Genomic DNA, 14158 nt, shown 5'->3' with positions numbered 1-14158 from the left:
AGGTCAACCAGAAGGGAAACGCGTGCAGAACAAATTCCGAGACGATGACATTGTCCACATTCGCGACGAGGTGTACCTGGTCTCAGGCAGCAATACCAACTGGGTCGTGGTCAAAGAGGGTGACAGCGCGACCCTCATCGACAGCGGCTACCCGGCCGACTATGAACGACTGCTCGCCTCGCTCGCCACTCTCGGACTGCACCAGGGCGCCGTGAACGCCCTGCTGGTCACTCATGCCCACAACGACCATATCGGGGCAGCCGAGCGCATGCGGGCGTTGCACAACATTCCTGTTCTCATGCATGAGGAAGAGGTTCCGCATGCCCGCCGGGACTTCCTGCAGCAGGTATCCGCCGGTCAGGTCCTCACACAGGCTCTACACTCTGGCGTCCTGCCCTGGGCGATCCACGCGCTGCGGGCCGGCGGAACCTACCATGTGCCTGTCCACAGTCCGCGCCCCTTTCCCACGCCCGGCCCTCTCGACCTCCCCGGGGCTCCCACTCCTATCCACACACCCGGACACACGCTGGGGCACTGCGCCTACCACCTGCCCGGCAGCGGCATACTTGTCAGCGGTGACGCCCTGGTCACCGGCCACCCAACTTCCCGGATCTCCGGTCCCCAGCTTCTCCCCGACATGTTCCACGCGGACCGCGACCGGGCCCTCACGTCCCTGGTCGCACTCGGGGGAATCGACGCCGACACGATCCTGCCAGGACACGGACCGGCGCATTACGGAAGCGTGAAGGAGGCGGTCGGCCAGGCTCTCCAGCGGGCCGAACTCAACGCCGTGTTAAGCCGAGCAGCAGGGTCTGTGTAAGCGCTGGACCACTCGCCAGCCACACGCGCCACCCCTGCACTGTCCGACCACGTTCCTCGATGAGGACCGTGCAGCTTGCGGCGGGCACACCTGGGTCTTCCCCGGGTCGCAGCCCGGCTTGCCGACCGGAGCGCGCCTTGAATCACCTGCTCCTGCTGCGCACGAGGCTTTGACGGCCAGGGGCATCGACCAGTGCAGCTCTACATCGATATGTATGAATTCAACGAGGTTGCTACACGTAACCCCTATCACTTACCCTCGGCAACATATGAATGCAGCCGCAAGCATGCTGCAAGTCTCCTCTTGCGCATACATCACACCTGCAGGACGGCTGTGGATAGTCCCTCAAGGCGCCGCAGTCGGTTTCCGCACTGGCCAGTACAAGCCCCGTGCCAGAGCAGCTGTACCTGTCCGCCGCGCTTGCCGTCTACGGCGAAACTTTCCTGACGAGAGGCCCATCGGTGTCCCAGCAAAAGCCCGAACCGCTACAGGTCGGTCCTCCGGCGAGGGACGGCAACCAAACAGTGATTCAGCACGCCAGAAGCACCCTTCCCGCTTGCCACGGTTCACACGAAGCCGCTGCGCAGCCCGTCGCGGCTGGGCACGGGCGCGGCGGGTGGATCGCCGTCAGCTCGGTTGCCGCCGCATCCTTCGCGCTCGTTCTGTCCCAATTCGTCATGGTCGCTGTCCTGCCTGACGTCATGGAGCAGTTCGATGTCTCGGCCGGCAGAGCGGGCTTGGCCCTCGTCCTGCCCGGTCTTCTCGCCGCCGTGGCCGCACCCGTTCTCACGCTGGCCTTCGGGCAGCTTGACCGGCGTGTCGCCCTGTGGGGTCTGACAGCGATCATCGCTGTGTCGGATGTGATCGCGGCCCTCGCTCCCAACTTCGGCACCCTCATGGTGGCCCGTCTGGTGCTGGGCGGCGCAATCGGCGCCTTCTGGACGATGGGAGTCGGCGTGGGCCGTCGGCTCGTGGCGCCGACGCAGGTGACGCGGGCCACCTCATTGGTCATGGCCGGCATCTCTGCCGGCACGGTGGTGAGCCTGCCCCTGGGCAACATCGTGGCTCAGTACTGGGGTTGGCGGTCGGCCTTGGCGGCCGCGAGTGTCCTGAGCGTCTCGGTCCTGCTGGTTCAGCTGCGTACCCTGCCAAGGATGCCCGCTGCGGGCACCCTGCACGCCGGGGACGTCTTCGGGCTGCTGCACCGACCGAAAGTCCGGGTCGGACTGCTGCTGTCTGCGCTGCTCTTCTTCGGCCACTTCGGGGCCTACACCTTCGTCTCGTCGTTCCTGACGGACCAGGCCCGCTTCTCCGCTACAACCGTCGGTGGACTCCTGCTGCTCTACGGTGTCGCGGGGTTTGTCGGCAACTTCGCGGCCGGAGCCACGCTCGATCGCAGTCTTCCCGCCACGCTGGGCACCGCAGCAGCGGTGCTGGCAGCGTCGGTACTCGTCCTCGGTCAGTGGCACTCCCAACACGCAGCCGTCGTCGCGCTGTTCCTGTGGGGGATCGGCTACGGAGCCATCCCCATCTCCCTGCAGACCTACATGATGCGCGGGACCACGGCAGAGGGCGGGCTTGCGCTGTTCGTGACCGTCAGCCAGCTGTCCCTGGCGACAGGCTCCTTCGTCGGAGGCCTGTTCGTCGACCGTTTCGGCCTGCGAGCCGACTACACCGTCTTCGCGCTCCCCGCGGTCGTCGCGGTTTTGATCGCGGCCACGCGACTGCGCCGCCATACACAGGGATCGGCAGTGTCGCGTCCTGACGTGCAGTCGGCGTAGCGGCGCCCGGATGTGAAACCGAGAGGCCAATGAACACAGTCAACGCAAGCGAAGTCACCCTGCAGATCAACGGCACCGAAAAGACGCTGTTGGTGGATCACCGCGTCACGCTCCTCGACCTGCTGCGCGAGCATCTCGGTCTCACCGGGACGAAGAAGGGGTGCGACCACGGCCAGTGCGGCGCGTGCACGGTGCTGTTGAACGGGCAGCGGGTCAACAGCTGTCTGAAGCTGGCGGTCGCTGCCGACGGTGCCACAGTCGTCACCATCGAAGGGGTCGCCGATCTCGCCGAGGGCGACGGTCTGCACCCGCTGCAGGAAGCGTTCGTCGCCAATGACGCCATGCAGTGCGGCTACTGCACACCAGGACAGATCTGCTCTGCCCTGGGGGCACTGGCGGAAGCGGACAAAGGATGGCCAAGCCACGTCACCCCCGATGTGGCCGCAGGTGTCGAATCGGCGTCCGCCCTTGAAGCGGACGAGATCCGCGAACGCATGAGCGGCAATCTCTGCCGGTGCGGCGCTCACCACGGAATCATTGCCGCCATCGCTCGGGCGGCAACGGGGAGCAACCGATGAAGCCCTTCGCCTACCAGCGTGCCACGAGCGTCGACGAAGCCGTCTTGGCGGTCGCCGGCCATCCCGAGACGGTCTACCTCGCCGGCGGTACCAACCTCGTTGACCTGATGAAGCTCGGAGTCAGCCGCCCGCAGGCCCTGGTGGACATCTCACGCCTGCCCCTGGACCACCTGACGCACCAGGACGGCCACACCGTCATCGGCGCGATGGCGACGAACGCTGCCGTCGCCGGCGACCCCGTCATCCGCGCCAACTTCCCGGTGCTGTCCGAAAGCATCCTGGCAGGCGCATCCGGGCAGCTGCGCAACAGCGCGAGCACGGCAGGGAATCTGCTGCAGAAGACCCGCTGCGCGTACTTCCAGGATGTGAGCAAGCCCTGCAACAAGCGGGCCCCAGGGTCGGGCTGTCCGGCTCGTGCCGGCGCGCACCGCGATCTCGGCATCCTCGGCGTCTCCACCTCCTGCATTGCAACCCAGCCCTCCGACATGGCCGTTGCTCTCTCGGCGCTGGACACCACCGTGAGCCTGCGCAGTGCCACCGGTGAGCGCACGGTGAAGCTGCAGGACTTCTATGTGGCACCGGGCACGACCCCCCACCGTGAGACCGTCCTGGAGCACGGCGAACTCATCACGCAGGTAGCACTTCCGGCCCTGCCCGAAGGGGCGGTATCGCGTTACCACAAGGTACGTGACCGCTGGTCCTACGCCTTCGCGGTGATCAGTGTGGCCGCAGTAGTGGTGATGGACGCCCACGGGCGGATCGAGCAGGCCCGCATCGCCTGGGGCGGGGTGGCCCCGCGGCCGTGGCGTGCCCTTCTTGCCGAAGCCGAGCTCCGCGGTCACAAACCCTCCCCGGAACTCTTCGAGCGGGCCCTGCGAGCCGAACTGCGCCATGCCACACCTCTGCCGCAAAACGAGTTCAAGGTGGACCTCGTCAAGGATGTGACGGCCGGCCTGCTCACAGATCTCGCTCATCCCGCAGGGGACCGGAAGGTGACACGATGACCTCGGTTGGTACGCCGATCGAACGCCAGGACGCACGGGCCAAAGTCACCGGCGCGGCCACGTACGCCTACGAACACCGCGTCGACGGTGTGCTGTACGCGTGGCCGGTGACCTCGACCATTGCCAGGGGACGCGTCGAGGACATCGACGTGGACTCAGCGATGGTCACGCCGGGGGTCGTGGCTGTCCTGCACGCGGGCAACGCTGCCCGGCTCGAGACAGACATCGACCTCGGCCCTGTGCAGCAGGCGTCCGTTCCGGAGCTGTACGTGCTCCAGTCGGACAAGGTCGCCTATCGCGGTCAGATCGTTGCCGCGGTCATCGCGACCTCGGCCGAGGCGGCCCGCGAAGGTGCGGAGAACCTGCTCGTCCGCTACGAGGAACAGGCGTACGACGTCGTCTTCCGAGCTCAGGATCCGCGTGCCTACGTGCCGGCCATGCTCGGTGACCTGGGCCCGGGAAACGTCAGCCGCGGTGATGCGGATGCCGCCCTGGAGACCGCCGAGGTCGTCGTCGACGTGGCCTACACCACGCCGGCCCAGCATCCCCATCCGATGGAACCGCACTCCACCCTCGCCAGATGGACGGACGGGCGGCTGACGCTCTACAGCTCCGAGCAGGGGCCCTCCAACACCAGTCAGGCGTTCGCCGCCCTGCTCGCCATGGATGCTGACGACGTCGAAGTGGTCTGTGACTACGTTGGCGGAGGCTTCGGCGCCAAGGCATCCCCGCGGCCGCCTGCCGTGCTGGCGGTCCTTGCCGCGAAGTTGGTCGACCGGCCCGTCAAGGTCGCGTGGAATCGCCGGTTGATGACCGCGCACGCGACCTACCGGTCGCCGACGATCCAGCGCATCAGGCTCGGAGCTGACGGCAACGGAAAGCTGGGCGCCATCGTGCATGAGGCTCAGCACATGACGTCGGCACTGTCCGACTACGTGGATCAGACGGCAAGCTCCGCCCGCATGATGTATGCCGCCGAACACGCTCGGACCACCGGCACGGCGGTGCGGCTCGATGTTCCCTCGGCAGGCTGGATGCGCGGGCCCGGTGAGACGCCGGGCATGTTCGGCCTCGAGTGCGCGATGGACGAACTCGCCTATCGCCTGGACCTGGACCCCATCGAACTGCGGATCCGCAACGAGCCCGAGGTCGATCCCTCCGACGGCAAGCCGTTCAGCAGCCGCAACCTGCTCGCGTGCCTGCAAAAGGGAGCGGAGCAATTCGGCTGGGCCGACCGCGACAGGCGGCCGGGCACCCGCCGGTACGGCCGGTGGCTTGTCGGCACGGGTGTGGCAGCTTCCCGCTATCCCGTCTTCACGGTGCCGAGCCGCGCATCCGCCACCGCCGAGACCGACGGCACCTTCACCGTTGCAATCGGTGCGGTGGACATCGGTACAGGGTCACGGACGGTGCTCGCGCAGATCGCTGCGGACGCACTCGAAGTCCCCGTCGATCGGATACGCCTCGACCTCGGCCGTGCCTCCTACAGCGTGGCCGCGTTCGCCGGGGCTTCCCTGGGCACCGCTTCCTGGGGGTGGGCGGTAGAGAAAGCCGGCCGCACTCTGAAAGCCAGACTCCGCGACGGCGCACCGCTGGGGACAGTGGTGGACGTTGACACGACCGCGGAGGTGAGCGCCATGCGGGACGTCAGCCGCAACGCCTACGGAGCTCAGTTCGCCGAGGTCAAGGTCGATACCGTCACGGGCCAGATACGGGTGGAAAGGATGCTCGGCGTCTTCGCCGCCGGCCGCATCATCAACCCGCGCACTGCCCGCTCCCAGCTGATCGGCGGCATGATCATGGGCATCGGCGGTGCCCTGATGGAAGCGGCGGACATCGACGAGGCCTTCGGAGACTTCGTCCAGTCCGACCTGGCCGGCTATCACTTCCCGACGCACGCCGATGTCGGCGACATCGACATCGTCATGCTTCCTGAGGCAGACGACGAACTCAGCCCGGTCGGCGGCAAGGGGATCGGCGAGATCGGCGTCGTCGGTGCAGCAGCGGCCATCGCCAACGCCGTGCACCACGCGACGGGCCATCGTTTCCGGAACCTGCCGCTGCGCCTGGAGGATGTGCGCGATGCTGCGCGTGACGGCAGGAATTCCTACGTGGGCCCGCGATGAGCTGGAAAGCGGCACTGGCGGCGCGAGTCTGCGCGGTACCGCTCCCGGTTCTCCCCCGGGGCGCCGACTACACGTCGGCACAGACGGATGTCGCTGTGTCCGCGTTACCGATGCATCCAGGTGCCCCCTGTAAAGGGCGGGGCGGGTGTCTCGACGAGGAGCCGCCTGACGCACCGGCAGGCACCGGCCTTCGGGAGGACGGCTCGTCGGTACATACACGCCCCAGCCGAACACGTACACGTAAAACGGTGGGTGCTCGCAGGCACACGGCGGAACCGTCCAGTCTCACCTGGCATGTCCTGCGGGGCTGACTGGCGGATCCGAATGTATTGCTCCGTTTCGGCGTTCAGCCGACGGGGTCTTCACACGGCAGCCACAGCCGACAACAGCAGGTCGCGCACGGGCTGTCGCAGATAGGAGGAGGAACGACATGAAGGTACTCGTCACCGGGGCCTCAGGCACCGTCGGCAATCTCGTGGTGCGCAGGCTCGCCGAGCAGGGCGTGCCGGTTCGGGGCGTCGTGCGCCGCCAGCAGAGTGCCACCGCCTTGCGCGGCCAGGAACTGCCGGACCTTGAGGTCGTGGTCGCCGATCTGGCGAATGAAGCGGCCGTTGCTCCACTGATGGACGGCATCGATGCGGTGTTCCTGGTGGCGGCCAATGCGCCCGACCAGCTCGACCAGGAACTGTTCGTGATCCGGGCGGCCTCCGCGGCGAAGGTACGACGTCTGGTCAAGCTCAGCGTCGGCGGCGCCTCACCTGACGCCCCGCTGGCCCTGGCCCGTGTCCATCATGCGGCAGAGCAGGAACTGGCGGCCAGTGGCCTCACGTACACCGTGCTGCGGCCTTCGTTCTTCATGGACAACCTGCTGCAGTACATTCCCTGGATCGACTCCTCGGGCCGCCTCCCCCTACCGACGGGCGATGGCGCCATGTCGATGATCAACTCCCGTGACATCGCCGATGTCGCCGCGGCCGAGCTCACGACCGACTCCACGGAAAACCACGACCTGGTGCTGACCGGCCCGGAAGCGCTCACCATCGACCAGGCGCTGGCACGGGTGGGGGAGGTCATCGGTCACTCTCTCAGCCACCTCGACGCCACCCGGGAAGACTTCCTTCGCCGCTACACGGCCGATGGCAACACGGCCGAGTACGCGGAGGACATCGCCACCCTCTACGACGGCATCCTGCGTCAGGGCTACGGCGCCGGCATCACCGACACCGTGGAGAAGGTGACCGGCAACCCGCCCCGTACCATCACCGACTTCGCGCGGGACCACGTCGCGGACTTCACTCAGACCCAAAAGCCCACGGACGGCTGACGGGCCCCCTGCGGCAAGTGCCTGTCCAGATGGACAGGCACTGCCGTTTTTATACGCTTTTGAACGCTCTGTGCACGGCGTCGCTCAGCGGCAGTGGCTCCGGGAGCGACTCCGGCCCCGCTTACGGACGAGCGGCGGTCCCACCGGCACATTCAGGGAAGCCGGTTCCAGCGAGTCCTGGCCCCACCCGTCGACCAGGCCGGGCCCCGCAGGGGCGGGGCCGCTGCTCATTCCCGATTCCCCCATCGCCAGCTGCCAGGCGAGGCAAAGACCCGCGCGAAGGAAGGGCCGGTTCTCGTCCGTGAAGCCAATGGAAGGCAGCAGGCCGGCCTCGTTCGACTTTGGTGGCGAGGTACAGAGCAGCAATTGCGCCTGCCGTGCGCTTCACCCTCAGCGTGGGTGCCAGCCACTCGGCCACGCTGTGCACAACCGTCGGCTACGAGCGTCACACAGGAGTCACTCGGTACCGAGACCCCGTTTGTCCTTGTCTGTGCGCGGGATCCCCCTGCTTGCCCGTACCGACAGATCTCTCGCGCGTGGACGGCGCAGATAGTACGGGCGTGCAGGAGGCCCCACTTGGTTTCACTCGGCGGCGAGCATACGCACGGTGTTCTTGCGCAGGGCCAGCAGCGCCGGCACGACAGCAGCGGTCGCGATAAGGACGAGACTTGCAACGACGACTGTCGCCGCGGCGCCGAGACCGAACACGGGTGGCACATCGAGCGCCCACGCGCCGATGAGACCGGTGGCCAGCACGGTCGGAACGGCGAGCAGTACGGCTGTGGTCACGTAGATGACGGCCTCGGACACAACTGCCGCCACGACCGTCGCTGTTGTGCCGCCGCTCACGAGCAGGAGGGCGACCTCGCGGTCTCGCTGGCGTCCTGCCATGAACAGCGTGACCGTTGCACCGGTCAGGGACAACAGGAGCGGTCCTCCCAGCAGCAGCACGACCCCGCCGGTAGAAAGCGTGTCCCCGCCCGAGGCGGTGCCTTGTGAGGCATACAGGCCTCCCACGAGGGACACGGCCATGACGAGGGGGGTAATGACGGCGCTGCTCTGACTGGCGTGGTGTGCGGTGGCCTGCCGGGCCAGGTGCCACCAACCGGGCAGGGACAGCGGCACTACCGCAGTCCACGTGCGCAGGAGCGCCACCATGAACACCGGGCTGAGAGCGGACAGAAGCCCAGCCGTGAGGGGACCGATCAGCATGAGCGACGTTGCCGCCTTCTCCGGTTCTGCCCCCGGCAGGCTCACGACGGTGCCGATCAGGATGAGAAAGAGGGCCGCGCCGGTGAGCCAGCGCGTCGTGCTCATGCCCTTGGTGGGTGCCTCGGGTTCGCGCAGCGCCTGGATCGCGGGTGTCTGGGCAGCGCGGCGGGCACCGCGTGAACCCCCCAGAAGCACCGTAACGAGCACGTATGCGATCACTGCGCCGGCTGCAACCGGACTGAACGCGGGCGTTATGTCCCTCAGTTGCGGCACATCAGCGAAGCAGAAGGCAAAGAGCGGGCGCAGCAACGGCACGGCGGCCGCGCATCCGGCGGCGCCTCCGATCAGAGCCATGAGCGCGAGCTGGGCCTTGACCACCCTGCGCACCTGCTGCGGGCCGAGCCCGACCAGCTGCCATAGCGCGTAGGAGCGCTGATGCAGGGCGACTGTCAGGTTGGTGATCGATCCGAGCACAACTACGGAGGTGACGGCGCTGAAGAGGATGACGGTGCCGCTGATCCCGTACAGAGCAAGGCCGGCGGTGCCACCGACCTGCGTGGCGGTCTGGATGTCGCTTGCGACAATCGCGCCCACGACGGCGGCCACGGCAGCGATCAGCGCGGCACCGAGCCAAATGCGTAGATTGTCGATGAGGTCGCCGAGGATCAGACGAATCACGTCAGGCCACCTGGCTTCCGCGGTCTGTCACCGCGTCGAAGACTTCCTCGGCGCTCGGGCGGAGCAACTCGTGATGGACAGCGCCGTCTCGCAGGACCAGGACCCGGTCAGCGCGGGCGGCCGCCTGCAGGTCGTGCGTCACCATCACCACCGAGCAGTCCTGGGCTGCGGTGTCCCGCAAGAGGGCCAGGACCTGTGTGCCTGCCTCGGTGTCCAAGGCTCCGGTCGGTTCGTCAGCGAACACAATGTCCGGGCTCATCGCCAGGACTCGGGCAATGGCCACCCGTTGCTGCTGCCCGCCCGACAGTGTCCCCGGCTTCTGCTGGGCTTGCCCGCTCAGGCCGACAGCGGCCAGCGCAGCGTCGACCCGTTCGAGGCCTGCCTTGCGACGGGCCAGTCGGGCGGGTAGGGCAACGTTCTCCGATGCGGTCAGCGAGGGGATGAGATTGTAGGACTGGAAAACGAAGCCCACATGGTCGCGTCGCAGCCGTGCCTGCGCCTTGCGGTCAAGGGCACTCAGATCGTTTCCGAGCAGGCGGACCGTCCCCTCGGTGGGCGGCTGCAGTCCCGACATGCAGTACAGCAGGGTGGATTTTCCTGAGCCGCTCGGTCCCACGATGGCGACGAACTCGCCGCGCGCGACGTCGAGTGAGATACCTCGCAGTACTGGCACCGGTGCCTGGCTCGTGGCTGCAGGCATGACTTTGCTGAGGTTACGTATCTCGAGAAGATGTTCGTTCATACCTGAGATCCTGACGGTCTGGGGCAGGTGAATACGTCATTCCGCCGGACGTTGCTTCTCCACCTCCAGAGGGACACACACCCTACGGGGCGGCACCTTCACGGCGGCTGACTGCTGTCGGCCAGCCCGTGGAGAAGCGGCAGTCGTGGTCTGCCCATACCCTTACGGGTCGGCGTCGGGAACGGCAAAGCCGAGCCTGCCGCGCATCCCACCACCCTTGCCGGTCGGCGAGTACTTTCTGGCCCATACGGGAGACAGTCGACCGAGGATGATCCGGACCGCTCCAGGTTGGGTAACGCCTGTGAAGGATCTGGCCGAACGGAAGTCGGCCCGCAGACGGCCTTGAGTGCCACCTCAGGTCGGCCGCCGTTACTTCGAACGTGCGGCTTCCGCGCCAGCCGCTGCATCGGTGGCGCTCCCTTGGGAGGTCAACTGCCGCAGAGGCTAGGACAAGACGCCTTGGGCCCAGATGCCATCCGCGCCGCATGCGCGACGCCTCGTCGTTGACGTCATAAAGTACCTGGCCGGCCTCCTGCCGTCGACATGCGCCGCCGGGCGAAAGGGCCGCAGTGGAGTGTCTCATCCCCGGGAAGTCGGGGGCGAGAAACAACAGTTCACCTGCTTGTCCACTTGGCCAGGATGCGCGGGCCGTCCCGCCACCCAGCTCGGGTCTGTCGCGCCGGCACCACACGTGGGCGGGGGCCCAGCGCCACTGGTGCTCCTTCAGGCGCGGAGGGGCAGGAGCGCGGTGTTGACAGGTGATGGCTACCGCCAGGTACCTGCGCTGGTCACCGAAGGCTGCGCCCCACCTGGACATCCTTCCCTGGTCCATCGCGATTCATCGTCTCCAAAGACCGACCCCAGTGACGACATATCCCAAGGTCAAGGGCTGGCCTCGCTGGTTCACGCGTCCCGTCATTTCCGTCATTGTGTGATCTCCGCCGGCCCGCGCGACCCGGTGTGGGCCCGCGTCACCCCAGGGACTCGACCAGTGACCACCCTGGTCTCCTGGAGACCCTGGCCGGATGATGATGGCGGGGTATTTTCTACCCTCAGGGCGGGGCGCTGGAGGCATGTATGGACGACAGGTGAGCAGGTAGAGATGCCTCTGACCAATTGACACATCATTCAGTTGCTTCCTACGATCACCCCATGAACGCATCGATACCGGATATGACCGGAACACGCAGGATCGCCCTTCTTGTGGTAGACGGTGTATCCATGCTGGATGTTGCGGCACCGTCGGAAGTCTTCGCCGAGTCACGGCACGCAAGCAGCAACTACGAGCTCGTCGTCTGTTCCCCCGACGGCAAAGATGTCAAGACCGGCAGCGGCCTCTCTCTTCACGCCGACTCCAACGCCCACGATGAAGGCCCCCTCGACACGGTGATCATCGCGGGCGGCTGCAGTTTGCCCACCCGCACCCTCACTCCCGAACACGTTTCGGCAGCACGCCATCTGGCAGGACGCGCAAGACGCGTGGCGAGCCTGTGCACGGGCACCTTCGTCCTGGGAGCCGCCGGCCTCCTCGACGGCCGCAAGGTCACGACGCACTGGAACCACACCCAACGGCTGCAGGACCGCTATCCGAAAGCCGATGTCGTCCATGACAGCGACCTCGTCACAGACGGCAACTTCATCACCTCAGCCGGCGAAAGCGCCGGAATCGCGCTGACTCTGCATCTCCTCAAAGAGGACCAGGGCGACAAGGTACACAACGTGGTCGCCCGGGATCTTGTCGTCTACCAACCACCGGACAACGATGTCGATGGTGCAGCAACACTCACCCCCCGCAACCCTCTGGTCCGCAAGCTGACCGAGGAGATTCTCGCAGACCCCACTGCGCAGTACACGCTGGCGGACCTCGCACACCGCGCAGCCGTCAGCCCTCGCCACCTCTGCCGCCTCTTCCAGGAAGAAGTGCAGACGACACCTGCCAAGTTCGTGGAGCAGGTGCGCTTCGACAGCGCCCGCTCGCTTCTCGACAACGGCGAATCGGTCACCAATACCGCCTACATGTCAGGGTTCGGAAGCATGGAAACTCTGCGGCGTGCCTTCATCAACCGCTTGGGAATCTCACCGCGGGCCTACCAGCACCGGTTCAAGAAGGTGGCGTAGAACGCATGTGAGTCGCTGCCGGTTCCGCCGACTGTGCTTGCAGTGTCCCAGAGGAGAACGACCCGATTCCAGTCTGCGCTTGGTGACACGAGTCCCCGCAATGACGGCCAGAACATTGTCTCGGTCCACTTCACGCGCGGCCCAGCTTTCACCCTGCACCCGCATCCCCAGAGACAGCACCTAGCGAGAGCAGACACATGCGAAACGTGTAGGCTTCTCGAGCAGGCCGACCGAGGCTGCACGTCCCGCCGAAGAAGCGCAGTTCCCCTTCACGCAGGCGGGCCGACATTCACTACCCGTCCAAACCGGAAGAGTCCAGCGGAAACGAGCGGGCCGAACCGGATCCCTGCTGCCCCAACGCACCGGCCGGCAGGCCAACCCTGCCGTCACGCCCAGCGCCCAGGTCGTCCCACACACCCCGTGCCAGACAGCCTCTACCGCATGCCTGCCCCCACCCCCGGCAGTTGAATCGTGCACGGCGCGCAGCTGGATAGAGCCATGAACACGCCACCAGCGTGACCCAGGGCGCACCGAGAGCCGCCTTCACTATTTGCAGGAGACTGGATGCTGGACATCGCCGAGGACTTGTACCGGTGGATCAGCGAGGACCGGGACTTCGCGGTAGCGACCGTTACCGCTGTCAGCGGCAGCGCTCCCCGCGCGCCGGGCGCCGCCCTTGCGGTAGCTACCGACGGAACTGTCGTCGGATCGGTCTCCGGCGGCTGCGTAGAAGGCGCTGTCTACGATCTGTGTCAACAGGCCCTGCACGATGGTGAATCCGTGCTGGAGCATTTCGGCTACAGCGACGAGGACGCCTTTGCAGTAGGACTGACCTGCGGTGGCAGCATTGATGTATTGGTCACCCCGATACGAAGGACGGATGCCGCACGGACGGTCCTCGCGTCCGCTGCAGCTGTTGCCGCCCTGGGTAAGGCGGCCGCGGTAGCACGGGTGGCAAGAGGCCCGGCTGAGCTGAGGGGGCGTGGACTGCTGGTCCTGCCCGACGGGTCGCACCAAGGCGGTTTCGGTGACCATCCGGATCTGCAAGCGTCCGCTGTGGCTGCAGCGCGCACTGCCTTGACGACAGGGCGGACAGGCACGGTGGTCGTCCCCACCGACGGCTCGTATTACGGCGCGCCGCTCACCTTGCTGGTGGAGGTGCGCGTCCAGGCGCCACGAATGATCGTCTTCGGTGCCACGGACTTCGCTGCCGCGCTGGTTGCAGCAGGGAAGCTCCTTGGCTACCACGTGACGGTGTGCGATGCCCGTCCTGTTTTCTCCACAGCCGCCCGCTTCCCCGCGGCCGATGAGGTCGTCACCGACTGGCCGCAGCGATACCTGGCAAACACACACACGGATGAACGCACCGTGCTCTGTGTCCTCACACATGAGGCAAAATTCGACATACCGCTCCTTCAGCTCGCCCTACGGCTTCCCGTCGCCTATGTCGGCGCCATGGGCTCTCGAAGCACGCACGCCGACCGCCAGCGCAGGTTGTATGAAGCCGGGCTCAGCGATCATGAGCTGGCAAGACTCCATTCACCCATCGGTCTGGATCTCGGTGCCCGCACACCCGAAGAGACAGCCGTGTCCATCGTCGCCGAAATAGTCGCCTTGCGGCACGGCGGAAGCGGGGCCTCACTCCGGGTTTCGGACACTCCCATTCACAAGGAACTGACGATGTACCACCCGGCAGACGCTGCAACATGAGCCTGACAGCCAACGCTCAGGCGGTCGTCGCTACCTGCACCCGGCCGAAACCGCCCCACAGTCGC

The 14158-nt window shown here is 66.4% G+C and carries 10 protein-coding genes; 8 read left to right on the top strand and 2 right to left on the bottom strand.

Translation table 11 applies throughout. The features are described from left to right. Positions 1 to 22: 22 nt before the first annotated feature. From QF027_RS48650 to QF027_RS48625, 6 genes are all read left to right on the top strand, one after another. Positions 23 to 820 carry an MBL fold metallo-hydrolase gene (locus tag QF027_RS48650; RefSeq protein ID WP_307082092.1) on the top strand — a complete coding sequence of 266 codons (798 nt, stop codon included), beginning with the start codon at positions 23 to 25 and terminating at the stop codon, positions 818 to 820. Between the two features lie 389 nt (positions 821 to 1209). Continuing rightward, on the top strand, positions 1210 to 2601 hold the full coding sequence (locus QF027_RS48645) for an MFS transporter (protein ID WP_307082089.1): 1392 nt from the start codon (positions 1210 to 1212) through the stop codon (positions 2599 to 2601). 29 nt (positions 2602 to 2630) lie between these two features. Further along, positions 2631 to 3179, top strand: a complete 549-nt coding sequence (locus tag QF027_RS48640; protein ID WP_307082086.1) for a 2Fe-2S iron-sulfur cluster-binding protein — start codon at positions 2631 to 2633, stop codon at positions 3177 to 3179. Next, the gene (locus QF027_RS48635; protein WP_307082084.1) at positions 3176 to 4183 is read left to right on the top strand and encodes an FAD binding domain-containing protein; all 1008 of its coding nucleotides are present in this window, start codon (positions 3176 to 3178) and stop codon (positions 4181 to 4183) included. The genes QF027_RS48640 and QF027_RS48635 overlap by 4 nt, the downstream gene beginning before the upstream one ends. Next, on the top strand, positions 4180 to 6309 hold the full coding sequence (locus QF027_RS48630) for a xanthine dehydrogenase family protein molybdopterin-binding subunit (RefSeq protein ID WP_307082082.1): 2130 nt from the start codon (positions 4180 to 4182) through the stop codon (positions 6307 to 6309). Before QF027_RS48635 ends, QF027_RS48630 begins: the two co-directional genes overlap by 4 nt. A gap of 430 nt (positions 6310 to 6739) precedes the next feature. Beyond that, positions 6740 to 7633, top strand: a complete 894-nt coding sequence (locus QF027_RS48625) for an SDR family oxidoreductase (RefSeq protein ID WP_306972387.1) — start codon at positions 6740 to 6742, stop codon at positions 7631 to 7633. 582 nt (positions 7634 to 8215) lie between these two features. Here QF027_RS48625 and QF027_RS48620 read toward each other — a convergent pair. Continuing rightward, the gene (locus QF027_RS48620; protein ID WP_307082080.1) at positions 8216 to 9523 is read right to left on the bottom strand and encodes an FtsX-like permease family protein; all 1308 of its coding nucleotides are present in this window, start codon (positions 9521 to 9523) and stop codon (positions 8216 to 8218) included. A 1-nt stretch (position 9524) separates the two neighbouring features. Further along, entirely contained in the window at positions 9525 to 10265 is a 741-nt protein-coding gene (locus QF027_RS48615; protein ID WP_307082078.1) for an ABC transporter ATP-binding protein, read from the bottom strand. A 1152-nt stretch (positions 10266 to 11417) separates the two neighbouring features. On the opposite strand from QF027_RS48615, the gene QF027_RS48610 reads away from it, so the two are divergent. Next, positions 11418 to 12383: a GlxA family transcriptional regulator gene (locus QF027_RS48610; RefSeq protein ID WP_306972391.1), complete on the top strand. Its 966-nt coding sequence runs from the start codon at positions 11418 to 11420 to the stop codon at positions 12381 to 12383. A gap of 564 nt (positions 12384 to 12947) precedes the next feature. Further along, positions 12948 to 14093 (top strand): XdhC family protein, encoded by a 1146-nt coding sequence (locus QF027_RS48605; RefSeq protein ID WP_307082076.1) that lies wholly within the window; start codon positions 12948 to 12950, stop codon positions 14091 to 14093. The last annotated feature ends 65 nt before the right edge of the window (positions 14094 to 14158 follow it).

The organism is Streptomyces canus (assembly GCF_030816965.1).
Lineage (GTDB): Bacteria > Actinomycetota > Actinomycetes > Streptomycetales > Streptomycetaceae > Streptomyces > Streptomyces canus_E.
This window is presented reverse-complemented; position numbering and strand designations above follow the sequence as displayed.